We start from the raw sequence: 13,564 nt of genomic DNA on the forward strand, positions 1-13,564 counted from the left end.
GTCGGGGGCGGCGCCGCGGTGCGCCACGGGGGCAGGTTCGGCGTTCCGTAGGGTGCCGCGGGCAGCGGCGGGGCGGTCGGGATCGGGGTCCCGGCGGGGTACACCGCGCTCGGGGTGATCTCGTCAGACATGGGGTGACCTCAGCGGTACAGGCTCGCGCCGAGCGCGAGAAACGTGAAGATGACGGCGGTCGTTCCGGCGACGGGCCCGGCGTACAGACCAGGGGCGCGGCGGGGCGCGAGACGGACGAGCCCCACGAAGGCGCCGGCAGTGGAGACGGCGAAGTAGGCGGCGAAGAACGCGGTAAGCACGACGGGCCCCGGGCCTACAGGTACGGTCCGCCGGATCGCTCCGACGCCGGCCGGGCCCTCGATACGGTGCCCTTCGTTTTCTCGGCGTCGCGCGAGTTGACCGTGCGCACGTACCCGTCGGTCGTCTCCCACCCGCGGCGGGTCAGATGCTCGGCGATCTGCACGGCGTTGAGCGAGGGCAGCGCATCACGGACGCGCCGCACCGCATCGGCCTTCGACAGCCCAGACACGGCGAGGGCGGCGTCGACCGTCTCGTCGATGATCTCGGGGACAGTCCGAGGGCGCTGCGAGTCGTCGTCGACCGGGCGCGGCGCGACGGGCGGTACGGGGTGCTGCGCCTCGCGGTGCTTCGGTCCGGCGGTGATCGCGTCGGGCTGCTGCACAGTGATCACAAGCTGATGCGGGGGCGGCGCCTCGCTGTGATGCGGGCCCGCATCAGCGCGCGTCACGGAGTAGTCGACCGGCCGGGGCACGCGGCCGAGGACGACCGCGACGTCGAGCTCGCTCACGTCCTGGCCGTACTGCCCGAGCAACTCGGCGAGCTCGGCGAGGCTCAGCTCGGGGCGCGCGGCGTGCAGCAGCCGGACCGCCTTCGTCGGGGGCATCTCGGCGAGCTCAGCCGCGATCACGTCGACCGCCCCGCGGCCGCCGGACGGCGCCGGCTCGTCGCCGCTCGAGGCGCCGGTGACGTGCTCGACCGCGCGGCGCTTCGTCTGGTCCCATGCCTCTTCGCCGGCGAGCAGCCACCCGAGCCACCCGAACACGGGCAGGCGCATGGGGCGCTCGCCGCGGTCGATCCGGTGCCGGGCCCGGGTCGCTGCCCATGACAGATCGGCGATCAGCAGCAGCGCGACCGTAGGGGCGGCGAAGAGCAACGTCGCGCCGAGCCCGCCCTCGATGTGCAGCGCGTGCAACCGGTTGAGGTAAATCGAGATGCCGGCGAGGACGAGCGTTGCGAGCCGCGGCGCGACCGCCGAGCGGTTCTCGCGTACCGCCTCGCTCGCGAGGTACAGGCAGGCGAGCGCCGCGCCGTCGAAGCACGCGGCGACGAGCACGGCGAGCAACTTCGGGACGCCGTACATGTCGTGGGCGACGACGTACAGGGACCAAGCGACGATGCCGGCGGCCGCAGGGGCGATGATGCCGAGCCCGACGCGCCAGCCGAGCCGGTTGAGCCACTTCGGGCGACCCCGATCGGGGGTTACGGGCGGGCGTGCCCGGTTACGCTTCATCATGGATCTTGCTTCCTGTTCGCTTCACCAAGGGGGCGGGGGCGGGTCCTGCGCCCGGCCGGTGCTGCAATCACCGGCCGGGCTGCTTTGTGTCAGGCGTCGACGGGCTCGGCGAAGCACTCCTCGCACGAGTCGGCGCGCTGCTCTTCGTGGTCGGGGCAGACGATCGCGACGACGTACGTCGTGTCGCCGTCGTCCTCGGCGGCGTAGTCCGCGGCGCTGTTGGCTGCCTCGACGGCGCAGTCGTTCGTCTCGAGGGGTCCTTCGTCGCCGAACACGCCGTAGGTGTTGCCGAAGTCGCAACGGATCGTGAGCGTCGCGCCGGGATGCAGTCGACGCCCGTGCTTGCACGGTTCGCCGGGCAGCGCCGGCTCGTCGGCGACGGGCCACGCCCGCGGCCCGCCTCCACCGGCGGCGCTGAACACGTCGCCGCACTCGTCGCCATCGCGGCGGGTGTGCCCGTAGTCCTTCGTGCAGAGCGCGTTAAGGCACATGTCGCGCAGCCCGCCGGGAGGCGCGGCCGGCTGCGGCGCCTCGGCCGGCTGCTCGACAATGCGAAGGCTGTCGGTCCACACCGCGACGGCGCGCTGTCCGTCGGTGAGGATCGTGTCGCGGTCGCCGCCCCACGGGGCCCGGTCGACGCGCCACTTCTGCACCGTCGGCCGGTTGCTGATCACGACCGCCTCGACGAGCGTCCCGGCGCTGATCTCGTCGCGCGTCGCCGGCTGTTCGGGGGCGAAGATGATTCCGGGCCCCGACGCGTCGCACCGCACGTCATGCCACTCGCGCGGCTTGTCGTCGGTCGTCTCAACGCTCGCGATGATCCGGTCGTAGTGGTTGAGCGCTTGCAGCACCCGCACCGGGCGGCCGCCGTCCTTCAACCATCCCGTGCGGTCGCGAAGGTCGTTGACCTCGACCGGGTCGCCGGTGCACGCGACACACAGCGCGTGCCCGCGGGGGGTGTCGTACGTCGCGATCAGGTAGTCGCCGCACTTCGCTTGAGCGACGTAGCCAGCCTCGGCGGGGACGCCGGCGGTCGGGTTGACGACGTGCGCACAGATCCAGTGACCGGCGTTGCCGTAGGTCACCGGGACCCGGGCGACGCTGCCGCGGAAGGTGTTCGGGCCGGCGACGTACTCGAGCTCACCGACGATCGACCAGCCGCGGAACGAGAGCGTGTCGCGGTCGCTGCGGTCGCTGCGGTACGGCAGCGCGAACCGCTCGATCGGGTCGGCGAGCCCGTGCTGATAGATCGCGTACCGGTCCTCGAAGACGCGCGGCCGCGCCTGCACGTGCCGGTCGATCTCGACTCGGTACTCGACCGGATCGGCGAGCTCGGCCGCCGGCGGTCCGACTCGCAGGTCGGCGATCGCCGCGGCGACGGCGGCCGCGCGGGTGTCCTTACCGCGGACGACGGCCGTGCGCTGCTCGCCGTCGATCCCGTCGATGTTCCACGCGCCGGCGCCCGAGGCATGCCGGAACGCCTCGAAGGTCTTCCCGTCGTGGTCGAAGCGGTAAGCGGGGTGACCTTCGGTCGTGATCTTCGTGAACTTCGGCATCTGCACTGTGGCGTCCCTTCGGGTGCATCGTGTTGCGCCTCAATGTACATCGGGTCTTTATGTACATCAAGGCGGATGGTTAAAGTAGTCGTCATGGACGAAGCGACTGACCACCCGATCGCCGAAGCGCGGGCGAACCTGAGCGACCTACTCGCGTCGGTCCGGCTGCTCAAGGTCGTGAGGTTTCTGACGAGCCGGGGCAAGCGGCAGGCTGCGCTCGTCCCCGTTGAGGTCGGCGAGCTCGTCGCGGCTGTCGGCGGGCCCGACCGGGCGGCCGAGATCCTGCGGCCGCACGCGCCGGCCGACCCCCAGTAGCCGAACCGGCAGACGGTCGAGCGCCGCTGTCGCCCCAACGTGTCGGGCGACAGCGGCTTTTGTATGCCTATCAGCCGGTACCGCTCACGCCGGCCGCCGCGCGCTGCCGGCGCTTCGCCGCCGCACGCTTCGCCCGGTGCGTCGCCGCTTCGAGGGCGCGCTCGAGCGATGCGAGCTCGTGCGGCGCCGCCCATGTGCGGCGCCCGTCGACGACCGGCACGGGGGCGCCGCAGTCGAGCCCGTTCTCGCAGGTCACGCTCGCCGCATCAGTGCCGCCGCGGTGCATCGTCAGTGATGCGCCGCAGTACGGGCACGGGCGGTCCATCGGGAACCCGCGGCGCCGGTCGTTGCCGATCGTCCGCTCGATACGCCGCGCCGCCTCACGTGCGATACGGCCGATACGCGCGCGCTGCGCATCGTCGAGGGGCATGCAGGGGCCCGGCTTGCCCTCGAGCCGGCTGATCAGCCACTCGGCCGCCTGTACCGCGCTGCGGCCGCCGAGGTTGTAGTGCCAGCGCTGCGGGTCGGCTTCGTCCCGGGCGGCGAGCAGCGCGAGGTCGAGCCCGACCCGGTCGCCGGGGATCGAGCGGGCGAGGGGCTTGATCGGGGCGCGCTGTACCTCGGCGGCGATCTCGTCGGCGACGGCGCACAAGGCAGCCTCGACCGCGCGGCAGGCGTCGACGACGTGCAGCCGCAGGGGTGCCGGCTGCTCTRCGAGGGCGAGCGGTTCGCGCTCGGGGCGGGCGGGGGTGTCCTGGTCGCGCTCGCCGGGGCGGGCGAGCCACTTCGCCGGCGTCATGACTGACTCGAGGGCGTGCTCGGCCGCGTGGTGCTCGTCGAGCTTGCGCAGGTAGTCGGCGACGTCCTTCGGCGGGGTCCATACCGCGGGCGTCGCGGTGTCGACCAGGGCCCGCAAGTGCTGCCAGTGGTCGACGACGACGCGCAGGTCGTCGGCAGCGGTGCGGGTGTTGATCGTCATGGCGGGTGCTCCTGGTGGTGCGTGGGCGTAGGGTGATCGGGCCCGCGAAGGGATCGGGGCGCCCCGGTTGCTTGCCGGCGTGGGGCGCCCCGCCGGCGTTTCAGGGGGCGTGGGCGTCGGGTGAGCCGAGGACGTCGTCGAGCTGCACGACGTCGAGCGAGTGCCGGGCCCGGCGCATGAGCTCGCGGCGCTGCCTCGCGCACCACCGGGGCGGGAACCCCCAGGCTTTGGCGTCCCAATCGGTCGCCATGTTGCGGGCGGCGAGCCACCGGTCGAGCAGCTGGTCGCGCAGCACGGGGTCGCTCGTCGACGCGAGCAGCCGCCCGAGGTAGGCGAACACCTGCCGGTGCGCGGGCATGGTCACCGCCCCCTCGAGCGCCGCGGCGGCGGCCCGTAGGGCGACTGCCACGCCGGGCGGCGCCGTTCCGGCCGGGCCCGCGGTGCGGCCGGCTGCTCGACCTCGACGACCGGGACCAATCCGAAGTCCTCGCGCTGCCCGACAGTCGACGTCTGGAGGATCGGCCGCAGGGCGGCGAAGCACCGCTCGGCCACAGCCCGGACCGCTGCGAGCAGCGCCGCGACGTTCTGCCCCTGCAACGCGGCGAGCACCTCGAAGGCGGCGCCGTGCACGAGCTCGTGATGTTCGCCCCGCTCGCCGCGCCGGTAGGCGTCGACGGCGCTGCGTGCGGTCGGCTCGTCGAGCCCGTGCGCGTCGACGAGCCGCTGCACGTGCAGCTCGATCGCGGCCTCGGCTGCGGTCGTCATCGCGTCGCCCCCGAGACGGGCATGAACCGGGCGATCTCTCGGATCGCTTCGGCCTCGGCGGTGTCCCATATGCGGCGGGCGTCGGCGAGGGCGCGGCGCCGCGCCGCCATGATGCGGTGATGCGCTGCGACCGCCTCGGGCAGCGACGTCGGCGCGTCCTGGTCGAGCTGCCGCTTGATCTGCCCGAGTGCCGCCCGGTCGAGGATCGCGTCGAGCTCGAGGTACCGGGTTGCCTCGGTGTGCGGCTGCCGGTGTCGCCACGTGCGCACCTCTTCGAGGGCGGCGCGCAGCGCGTCGAGCTCGATCGACGGGTACAGGGTCGCCAAGAGGCAGCGGCCGGCGTAGGTGTGCGCCTCGGCGCACTCGGGCCCGCAGGTTCGGGCGTCGGCGGTCGTGTCGGTCATGGGGTCCTCGCTGTCGTGCTGTGGGGCGGGTTGGTCAGATGCCGGGTAGGTCGGCAATCCCGCGTGCGCGGGCGTCGGGGAAGGGGCGCGCGGCGCCCCGGCTCGGGCTGACGGCGTGGGAGTAGCCGGCGAGCGGGTCGGGGTCGATCGGGTCCTCGAAGTACGCGGCGAGCTCTTCGTCGGTGAACTGGTCGGCGAGCGCCTCGAGCTCGTCGCCGTCGACGTCGGCGAGGTCGTCGAAGTCGAAGCCGCTCACGACGCCGCGCCCTGCGTCCGAGCGAGGTAGGCGAGCACCGCGCCGAGGACGACGTCGACCCGGGCGTCGTGCCGGTTGGCGATGCACCGGCAGGCGCCGGGGCGGCCGCACTGGGGGCAGCGCACCGGCTTGCCGAGCGCTATGTCGATCACGCGGCGCAGGGCGTCGGGTGCGTCGTCGGTCGAGACTTCGGCGGCCGGGTCCTGGTCGAGGTACTCGACTTCGGTTGCCCCGCTGTGGCCGTGCACGAAGTGCAGCGTCGGCACCCCGCGGTCGGCGAAGTCGATCTTCGGGTGTTCGCCGCGCCACCGGATGGACGCTGTCCCGTCGGGCCACTCGACGCCGTCGGCGATCACGCCGGTACCGCTCACCCCGGACACGTCGACGTGCCGGCGCAGCACGAACAGGCGAGGGCGCACGGGGTCGTTGGGCTGCACGATCCGGGCGCCGACGAACTGCGGGCCCGTGGCGATCTGCTCGAGATCCTTCTCGGCGGTCATGTGATCTTTCCCTTCGTCAAGGCGCTACGCGGACCGCAGAGCGGCCGCAGAGTGGTCGGTCGGGGTCGAGGTGTTGCCGGGCTCGCATTCGGCTGTCTCGAGGGCACACGGTGGCGCGGCCGTGATGTGCCACCCCAGAGCCCGCAGCACGCGCACGGCCTTTCGTGCTTGCGCCTCGGGCGTCGCGTCGGGGTGCTCGGCGAGGACGTCCTCGATCGCCCCCGCGATCACCGCGGCGACGGCGTCGCAGATCTGTCGGCGTTCCCGTTCGGCGGCGTTCATCGCTTGACCTCGCTTCCTCTCCGCTCGAGGCGCCGGCGGCGCAGCTCTTCGCGGGCCCGCAGGTACTCGTCGTTAGGGCGGCCGGGCGAGACGCGCACCGATGCCGCGCGCAGCTCGGGCAGACCGCCGGGGCGCACGCGTCCGGTGAGCACGGCCTCGCGCTGCGCGCGCACTGCCGCCCGGGTCGCTGCTTCGTCGTCGGGATCGATGTGCGGATACGCGCACGGCTCGAAGGTGTTCGGCAGCCGCTCGAGCGTGTCGCGGCAGTGCTTGCGCCACTTCGCGACGATGTCCTTCGGCATGACCGGATAGGCGCTCTCGCGGTAGTGCTCGCCGAGCGCCTGCCCGGCGAACCACTCGGGGACGTCGCGCAGCGCGGTCGACCAGAGCATGAGCTGCGCGGCTTGCTCGTCCTCGCTCGTCCGCAGCACGCGCTCGTCGATCCGGCTGATCACCTCGAAGAGCCCGAGGACGTCATCGGGGGTCATGCGCCACCCCCGTGCAGACGCCGCCGCAGGGCCTCGGTACTTGCGCGCTGCTGCTCGCCACGCGTCGGCCCGCGCCCGTGGGCACGGGCACCGGGACCGGCGAAGGGCACGACGTTGTCGTGCTGCTCGGGGCGCTCGCGCTCGGCCCACTCCTGCCACCGGGCACCCCACGCCGCAGCCGTACGGCCGTCGGCGGTCATCCGGCGCACGAACTTGCGCGTCACCTCGGCGAGCTCGGCCTCGGTCAACTGCGGCCGGCCGGCGTCGGCACGGGCGAGCTGTGCGGCCGCGACGTCGTCCTCGGTCGGCTGCCAATCGGCGGGGATCGCAGAGAGAGCCGGCTCGCTCGCGCGCGCACTACCCGCGGTGTTCTCTCTCTCCTCAACCCCCCTCTTAGGGAGTGGATTGGAGGGGAGTGGAACACGCGCGCGCGAGGTCCCGCGGGAGTCCCCCCGGGACATACCCCCCTGACCTGCGGCTTCGTCAGAAACCGGGGTGTCTTTCGCGTACGAATCTTCGTCGAACCCGTCCGGAATCTCGTCCGGATCGCCGTCGAAGAGCGACCGAGTCGGCGAGGAACCGCCGGGCCCGCCCCCCGGCGAGCCGCCGCTGCGCTGCCGGGCTTTCCTGTCAGCGGCGCGCTTCCGGCGCTGCTCGACTTCGGCGCGCAACGGGTTGCCGTTCGCCCGGTCGTGATAGTCGTGCATGTAATAGTCGCCCTCGGCCGGCTGCGGGCAGCTCGGGCAGATGTGCCCGTGCGGGTGCCACAACCCGACCGTGACGAGCCGCGTGATCTGCGGGCGGGTCCCGTACATTTCGGCGATCTCGCCGGGCACGACGCCGTCGGTCAAGTGCTGCGCGACGTAGCTGCCCGCGCGCACCCACAGCCCGACCGCTGCATTGCCCGCCTTCATGATCTTGCGGTGCGAGTGCGCTTTGTCGTCGACGTTGAACCAGGGCATCAGGGCCTCTCAGTGGTGAGCATTCCGGCGGGAAGTTGTGGTGCGGGTCCCGCGGCCCKCGAGGGTCCTCGAGGGCGCCGCCGGGGCGGTGCAGCGGTAATCCACAGGTGTGGACAACGGCGGCGGGGCGCGCGCTGCGCCGCGGCTGTCGGCCGGCCGCATCAGGGCTGCCCGTCTCGCGAGGCGCGGCGCCGCTCGAGGTGCGCCTCGTAGTCGGCATCGGTCGGCAGCATCGCGAGCACCTCGGCGACCGCGGCCTCGACGTCGGGCTGCCCGAGCTCGTCGAAGGTCCCGTTCATGCTGCGGCGCCGCATCATGGCTTGCATGACCTCGGCGACGAGCTTCGCCTCTTCGTCGGTCTGTGCGGCCTCGGCGCTCGTGATGCGCACCTTCACCGCCGGGTCTTTGTCCTCGCCTTCGGCGTGCCCGACGAACGACTTCGCGGTGAGCCGGACGACCGCGAACACCGACGTACCGGGGTTCTGCCACAGTCCGCGGCGCTGCTCGGGGGTGAGCGCCGCTTGCAGCCATGTCGCGTTGCCGTCGACTTTGACCTCGGGCAGCTTGCCCGGCTCGATCTCGTGAGGCATGGGCGTTACTTCCTTCGCTTGCGTGCGTGTTGCTTGCGGCGCTCGCTGCGCATGGCGGCGGCCGCTCGTACGTGTTCGTTGGGGCACTCGTCGCGCATGTGTCGCTCGGCCCGGATCACGAGCGCCTCGACCGCGTCGTAACCGAAGGCGTCCTCGGACGGCCGGCCGCACGAGCATGTGAAGTCGGCGGCCGCGAGGTCTTTCGCCTTCGAGTGGTCGAGGCGCACCCGCAGCCCGTAACCGGGATGCGGGAGCCCGATCGTCGGGCCGGCGCCGTTCATGCCTGCTCGGCCTCGAGCGCCTCGCGCTGCTCGTCGTCGAGCAACCCGCAGTCGTGCCAGAAGTCGACTAGGTCGAGCTGCCCCTCGAGCGCCGGCACCGGACGGGCGCCGGCAACGTCCTCAAGGGACCGGCGCGGCGGGGCGACCGCGGTACCGGGCAGCGTGGGAGCACCGGGCGCGGCGCGGCCGCGCCTCACTGGTCGGCCCCCAACACCCAGCGCTGCGGCATCAGGTTGGGCCAGGACACGACGGCGAGCCGCTCGCGCTGCGCCTTCGGCAGCTCGAAGAGCGGCGCCCCGTAGGCGTCGTGACCGGCCGCCCGCAGCCACCAGCCGTCACAGCGGTCGCCCTTCGGGTCGTCGGGGAACTCGACGCCGGCCGCGAGGAACGCCGCGGCTGCCATGTCGTCCTTGGACGCGTTGCCGTTGTCGGCCGCGTAACTCTTGAGCGTCGCCGGCGACAGATAGACGTACGGCACGCCGGCGCGCAGCAGCGCCGCGTTCACGACGCCGTGCACCTTGCCGAGTGCCTTGACCGCGTTCGGCCGCATCCGGGTCGGCATGTCCTCGAGCACCGCGACGTCGGGCCGGTGCTCGGCGACGAGCTCGGCGACCGTGTCCTCGATCACGAGCAGCCGGCGGTCGCCGTCGCGCTGCCGCGTCTTGATCCGGCCCGTCGACCCGTCCGGCAGCCCGTACCCGGTCGACACGATCGACAGATCGAGCCCGATCACGCGCAGCGCGCCCTCGAGCACGGCCGGGTCGACGCGCAGCCGGCCCGGCTCGAGCAACCCAGGGACCCCGGTCACGACGCATCACCGCGCGCCGGCGAGAGCGGCCCGTACAGCGCGCGCACGACGTCAAGCGATTGCACGGTCACGCCCTTGTTGGCGCGCAGCAGCGGCGCCCCGCGGTCGTCGAGGACGCCGCGCCAACGCCACTCGGCGCCCATCATGTCGACCCACGTAAGGGAGAGGTCCCACGCGTGCCCGCGGCCGTCCGTCCACACCTTCGCCGCCGGGTCGAACCGGCTGTCGTCGACGAGCAGTCGCTCGTCGGGGTGTGCCGCCGGCGACGCCTCGGGCGCCGAGGGGACACGCGGGTGCGGCGGGTGCGAGGCGCGCAGTCGCCCGGCGAGCTGCTCGAGAAAGTCGGCCACTTGCAGCGTGCAGACCTTGCCCGTATGCAGCTCGTACCGGCCGGCGGCGTCGACCAGCATGACGAGCCGGTGCTCGCCCATGTCGATAAAACGATAGTCAGGCTGAGGCACGCGGGTACTCCCTTGCATTCGGTCCCGCGGGGCGGCGGGGCGGTTGTCCGGTCATCGGGCGTTGCCGGGCTGCGCGACGTCGGGCCACGCGGCAGCGTCGGGGTATGCGGTCGGCGGTTCGTCGCCGTCGTCGACGACCTCGGCGGGGTACGCGCCGTCGGCGTCCGGGCCCGGCTCGTCGTCGTCCTGGTCGTCGTCGACGACCCCCGTCCGTGGGTCGACGCCGGCCTCGACGTCCTCGGCGATCTGCTTGAGGTCGGCGAGCAACTCGTCGGAGCCGTGCCCGGCCGCGCGCGCCCGGTGCCATACGGCGATCACTTCGGCCGCCGTCTTGCAGCCGCGTGCGTCGGCGAGGTAGTCGGGGCGCTCGGCCGTACCCGCTTCGAGCGCCGGCCGGTCGACGAGCACGGCCGGGTTCAGCGCGGCCGCGGTCGACAGCGGGCCCGACAGGGCATGCCGCAGCGCCGGAATCGACGGGACGAGCATCACGACCGGGAAGTGCTTCGGCCCGCTCGGGCGCATCACGTTGCGCTGCTCGATCCACATGCGAACGGGCATCATGCTTTTGCCCTCGGTCGCCTGTAGGACCGTGTCGACGCCGCCCGCCATGACGTCGGCGGCGTAGTGGCTATGCGTCTCGAGGCGCCATACGCCGAGGTCGGGCATGTCGGGCAACATGACGCCGATGCGCGACGTCGTCTTGCAGACCGAGCCTTGCTCGACTTCGTTCTGCAAGTGCCAGTCCTCGCCGTACTCCGCACGGCACAGACACGGGCGCCGGCTGATGTGCTCGGTCACGCCGTCACATCGACGCGAGCAGCCCCCGCCCGACCACAGCTCGAACGACTGCGACAGCGGGTCACCGGCCGGCAGGATCGCCCGCAGCTCACGCGCTTCGGTGATCACGCGCCACTGCGCGACAGACTGCCCCTGCGGCGTCCACTGCTCGACCTCGCCGCCGTACAACTCGGCCGCCCGCTCGACGTACTGCTGCGAGTGCGACGACAGAAGGAACGTTGCCGAGCGGACGGGGATCGGCCGCCCCTTCGGGTTCTTCGGGTTGGGCCGGCTGTAGCCGGTCCGGATGCGGCCGAGCTCGGCGGCCTGTTTCTTCGCGGTCAGGATGCGCGATCCCATGTCACGCGGCCTTTCTGGACGTTGACCCGGGCGCCCACGGCGGCAGGATCGTCGGATACACGCTCGGCGCGTCGTGCAGATAGCGGGCGTTGGCGAGCGCCCCGAGGAACGCCCGGAACACCGCGCGGTCGCTCGGAAGCTCGATCAGCCGGAATCCGCGCGGCCGCAGATTCAGCACGGCCGTACGGCGCGGCCGCGGCGCCGGCACTTCGGTGTCGTCCGGCAGCAGCGCAACGGGCGCCCACCGGTACGCGGCGAGTTGATAGGGCTGCTCGGCGTAGACCGTCGTGACCGGCTTCTTCGCCGACGTCTTGTAGTCGATCAGCCAAAGCTCGCGGCGGCCGCCGCGCCCGGTCGGCAGCCACACCCACAGATCACCGGTCCCGGCGTAGCCATAGCGGCGATGCATCACGGTCGTCTCGACCGCCTCGACGTCGCGGTCGAAGTCGATCCGCCACAGACGGAAGAACCGCGCGAGCTGCCGCGCGTACGGCTCGACCTCGGGGTCGGCCGCGGCCGGCGAACCGATCACGATCGCGTGCGCCCGGCGGTGCACGCGGGTACCGAGGTTCGCCGCAGCCTCGCGGCGGGTGTTCGGCAGCGCGACGAGCTCGCGCCGCAGCGCGGTCGGCTCGGTCCGGGCACGGCGCGCGACCGCGATCGGGTCGGCGATCACGGCGTCGGCGACGAGCCCGGCGCCCCACGGGACGAGCGCCGGCTTGTGCACCGACGAGCCCGTGATGTTCGTGACGGAGATCAAGGACGGGCCCCCGGCGGGGTCGGCGTAGTACCGACCCCGCTCGGTAGCGACCGCGTGCTTCGGGTCCGTCACAGCTCGATCGCCCCGGCGTCGGCAGCGATCCGGTACCAACTCACGCCCCGGAAGAACGGGGCGACCCGTGCTCGCTGCACGGCTCGGTCGATGCTGGCCTCGCACTCCGCCCGCGGCACGACCGGGTTCGGCGCCGCCAGCGCCGGAACGTCGGCCGGTCCGGCGGTCGTTGCGGGGACGATACGGATGAGTGAGACGCTCACGCCGCACCCCCCGGGGCATCGGTGTTGAGCAGCGCGACGAGATACTCGGCGAGCTCCGGCGCCTCGACCTCGATCGCCGGCTCGGGGCAGCAGTCGTAAACGCTGCCGTCGGCCTCTTCGTGCTCCGGGTCGAGGCAGACGGGAGCGATCCCGGTCGGCGCGTCGCTGCCGTGCGTGGTGAACGCCGTACGCCACTTCGGCAGCCCCTCGCCGCCCCACTGTGCTGCGGCCGCGTTACGCGCTTCGTCGAGAGTCCGCATCAGGCGTCACGCCCTTCGGCGACCGCGAGCTGCTCGACGGTGAACGACCCGCCGTTGTTCATCCCGGCGAATATGAACCCGGTCATCTGCTCGAGGTCGACGTGCACCTCGACGTCGCTCGACGCGAGGTACGGCCGAACGTCCTTCGCGATGCGCTCGGCGAGCCCGTCGGCTCCGATCGCCCAGCACTCGAGCGGCGCCGGCGCCGGCCGCCCGCTGCGGCCGCCGTGCCGACCGACCCGCGCGTACGTCACCCGGAACTGCGCTTGTGTCGCACCGGGGGCGGCCGCCATCTCGTCAAGTGAGGGCGTCACGAGAGCTGCCTCGGGGTCGCGCGGCTCGTTCCTGCCTGCCTGCCAGTCGGGCCCGACCGCGAGCGCGATCTCGCGCAGCGTCTCGTCGGTGATGTGTCCGGTCATGCCGGGTCGTCCTTTCCAGTACGGGAGTTGTGAGGGCGCGGCGGGGTGATCGCGCCGGCGAGGATCAGCAGCAGCCCGGCGGCCGCGCCGCAGCCGAGGACGTCGAGCAGCTCGAGCCACTCGCCGGCGCTCACCGGGCGCCCCGGGCGAGGGCCTCGCCGAGCAGCGCGGGCACGCCCTCGCCAACGAGCCGGGCGCGCACACCGCGGTACGTGAAGCGGGCGACCAGGGCGCCGCCGATCGCGCGACCCTGCGCGTCGTGCACGCCGAGCGCCTGGGTCCAGCGCCGCCAGTCGTCGAGGGAACGGGGACGGACGACGAAGCGCACCTCGCCGCCGGCCGCGGTCACCGCCGGCTCGCCGGGCATCTCGGCGACCTCGGGCTCGGCGAGGTCGGCGGCCGCCTTCGCCTTGCGGCACTCGACGAGCGCCGCAACGGCGGCCGGGCTCGGGTCGGGGCGGCGCCGACCGGGCAGCGCGAACGGGTCGGGGCGGGTGAGCAGCCCGGCGTCGTCGAGGGC

24 protein-coding genes are annotated in these 13,564 nt (G+C 72.8%); 1 reads left to right on the forward strand and 23 read right to left on the reverse strand.

Features of this window, described 5'->3' with window-relative positions; translation table 11 throughout:
• Positions 1-140: 140 nt before the first annotated feature.
• The 3 genes from CA983_RS46345 to CA983_RS30045 all read right to left on the reverse strand — a co-directional run bounded on the left by CA983_RS46345 (position 141) and on the right by CA983_RS30045 (position 3,102).
• The gene (locus CA983_RS46345; protein WP_158101903.1) at positions 141-311 is read right to left on the reverse strand and encodes a hypothetical protein; all 171 of its coding nucleotides are present in this window, start codon (positions 309-311) and stop codon (positions 141-143) included.
• A gap of 14 nt (positions 312-325) precedes the next feature.
• Positions 326-1,546 (reverse strand): DUF2637 domain-containing protein, encoded by a 1,221-nt coding sequence (locus CA983_RS30040; protein ID WP_086603960.1) that lies wholly within the window; start codon positions 1,544-1,546, stop codon positions 326-328.
• Positions 1,547-1,635: 89 nt separating this feature from the next.
• Positions 1,636-3,102 carry a hypothetical protein gene (locus CA983_RS30045; protein ID WP_143645584.1) on the reverse strand — a complete coding sequence of 489 codons (1,467 nt, stop codon included), beginning with the start codon at positions 3,100-3,102 and terminating at the stop codon, positions 1,636-1,638.
• Positions 3,103-3,195: 93 nt separating this feature from the next.
• On the opposite strand from CA983_RS30045, the gene CA983_RS30050 reads away from it, so the two are divergent.
• Positions 3,196-3,417 (forward strand): type II toxin-antitoxin system prevent-host-death family antitoxin, encoded by a 222-nt coding sequence (locus CA983_RS30050; RefSeq protein WP_086603977.1) that lies wholly within the window; start codon positions 3,196-3,198, stop codon positions 3,415-3,417.
• 70 nt (positions 3,418-3,487) lie between these two features.
• Here CA983_RS30050 and CA983_RS30055 read toward each other — a convergent pair whose 3' ends face one another.
• The 20 genes from CA983_RS30055 to CA983_RS30150 form a co-directional block, all read right to left on the reverse strand.
• Positions 3,488-4,396, reverse strand: a complete 909-nt coding sequence (locus CA983_RS30055; protein ID WP_244207160.1) for a hypothetical protein — start codon at positions 4,394-4,396, stop codon at positions 3,488-3,490.
• A 100-nt stretch (positions 4,397-4,496) separates the two neighbouring features.
• Complete coding sequence (locus CA983_RS30060) at positions 4,497-4,754, reverse strand: hypothetical protein (RefSeq protein ID WP_208637073.1); 258 nt, start codon at positions 4,752-4,754, stop codon at positions 4,497-4,499.
• A gap of 2 nt (positions 4,755-4,756) precedes the next feature.
• A complete protein-coding gene (locus tag CA983_RS30065; RefSeq protein WP_086603962.1) occupies positions 4,757-5,161 on the reverse strand; it encodes a hypothetical protein in 405 nt (134 codons plus the stop codon).
• Positions 5,158-5,565, reverse strand: coding sequence for a hypothetical protein (locus CA983_RS30070; protein ID WP_244207161.1), 408 nt, complete (start codon positions 5,563-5,565; stop codon positions 5,158-5,160). The genes CA983_RS30065 and CA983_RS30070 overlap by 4 nt, the downstream gene beginning before the upstream one ends.
• 34 nt (positions 5,566-5,599) lie before the next feature.
• Complete coding sequence (locus CA983_RS30075) at positions 5,600-5,821, reverse strand: hypothetical protein (RefSeq protein WP_086603963.1); 222 nt, start codon at positions 5,819-5,821, stop codon at positions 5,600-5,602.
• A complete protein-coding gene (locus tag CA983_RS47295; protein ID WP_208637074.1) occupies positions 5,818-6,321 on the reverse strand; it encodes a hypothetical protein in 504 nt (167 codons plus the stop codon). The genes CA983_RS30075 and CA983_RS47295 overlap by 4 nt, the downstream gene beginning before the upstream one ends.
• Positions 6,322-6,345: 24 nt before the next feature.
• A complete protein-coding gene (locus CA983_RS30085) occupies positions 6,346-6,603 on the reverse strand; it encodes a hypothetical protein (protein WP_086603964.1) in 258 nt (85 codons plus the stop codon).
• A complete protein-coding gene (locus CA983_RS30090; protein ID WP_086603965.1) occupies positions 6,600-7,091 on the reverse strand; it encodes a hypothetical protein in 492 nt (163 codons plus the stop codon). Before CA983_RS30090 ends, CA983_RS30085 begins: the two co-directional genes overlap by 4 nt.
• The gene (locus tag CA983_RS30095; protein WP_086603966.1) at positions 7,088-8,053 is read right to left on the reverse strand and encodes a hypothetical protein; all 966 of its coding nucleotides are present in this window, start codon (positions 8,051-8,053) and stop codon (positions 7,088-7,090) included. The genes CA983_RS30090 and CA983_RS30095 overlap by 4 nt, the downstream gene beginning before the upstream one ends.
• A gap of 161 nt (positions 8,054-8,214) precedes the next feature.
• A complete protein-coding gene (locus tag CA983_RS30100) occupies positions 8,215-8,643 on the reverse strand; it encodes a hypothetical protein (RefSeq protein WP_086603967.1) in 429 nt (142 codons plus the stop codon).
• 5 nt (positions 8,644-8,648) lie between these two features.
• Complete coding sequence (locus CA983_RS30105; RefSeq protein WP_086603968.1) at positions 8,649-8,924, reverse strand: hypothetical protein; 276 nt, start codon at positions 8,922-8,924, stop codon at positions 8,649-8,651.
• Between the two features lie 193 nt (positions 8,925-9,117).
• The gene (locus tag CA983_RS30115) at positions 9,118-9,732 is read right to left on the reverse strand and encodes a crossover junction endodeoxyribonuclease RuvC (protein WP_086603970.1); all 615 of its coding nucleotides are present in this window, start codon (positions 9,730-9,732) and stop codon (positions 9,118-9,120) included.
• On the reverse strand, positions 9,729-10,193 hold the full coding sequence (locus CA983_RS30120; protein ID WP_143645585.1) for a phiSA1p31-related protein: 465 nt from the start codon (positions 10,191-10,193) through the stop codon (positions 9,729-9,731). Before CA983_RS30120 ends, CA983_RS30115 begins: the two co-directional genes overlap by 4 nt.
• A 51-nt stretch (positions 10,194-10,244) precedes the next feature.
• Positions 10,245-11,330, reverse strand: a complete 1,086-nt coding sequence (locus CA983_RS30125) for a recombination directionality factor (protein WP_086603972.1) — start codon at positions 11,328-11,330, stop codon at positions 10,245-10,247.
• A gap of 1 nt (position 11,331) precedes the next feature.
• Positions 11,332-12,162: a hypothetical protein gene (locus tag CA983_RS30130; protein ID WP_086603973.1), complete on the reverse strand. Its 831-nt coding sequence runs from the start codon at positions 12,160-12,162 to the stop codon at positions 11,332-11,334.
• Positions 12,159-12,365 (reverse strand): hypothetical protein, encoded by a 207-nt coding sequence (locus CA983_RS30135; protein ID WP_086603974.1) that lies wholly within the window; start codon positions 12,363-12,365, stop codon positions 12,159-12,161. Before CA983_RS30135 ends, CA983_RS30130 begins: the two co-directional genes overlap by 4 nt.
• Positions 12,362-12,625, reverse strand: a complete 264-nt coding sequence (locus tag CA983_RS30140) for a hypothetical protein (RefSeq protein ID WP_086603975.1) — start codon at positions 12,623-12,625, stop codon at positions 12,362-12,364. The genes CA983_RS30135 and CA983_RS30140 overlap by 4 nt, the downstream gene beginning before the upstream one ends.
• Positions 12,625-13,044: a hypothetical protein gene (locus tag CA983_RS30145; RefSeq protein WP_086603976.1), complete on the reverse strand. Its 420-nt coding sequence runs from the start codon at positions 13,042-13,044 to the stop codon at positions 12,625-12,627. The genes CA983_RS30140 and CA983_RS30145 overlap by 1 nt, the downstream gene beginning before the upstream one ends.
• Entirely contained in the window at positions 13,041-13,178 is a 138-nt protein-coding gene (locus CA983_RS46350) for a hypothetical protein (RefSeq protein ID WP_158101904.1), read from the reverse strand. Before CA983_RS46350 ends, CA983_RS30145 begins: the two co-directional genes overlap by 4 nt.
• The coding region (locus CA983_RS30150) for a hypothetical protein (RefSeq protein ID WP_244207162.1) at positions 13,175-13,564 on the reverse strand (390 nt) is incomplete at its 5' end. The genes CA983_RS46350 and CA983_RS30150, both read right to left, overlap by 4 nt.

The organism is Streptomyces swartbergensis, from assembly GCF_002148965.1.
GTDB classification, from domain to species: Bacteria; Actinomycetota; Actinomycetes; order Streptomycetales; family Streptomycetaceae; genus Streptomyces; species Streptomyces swartbergensis.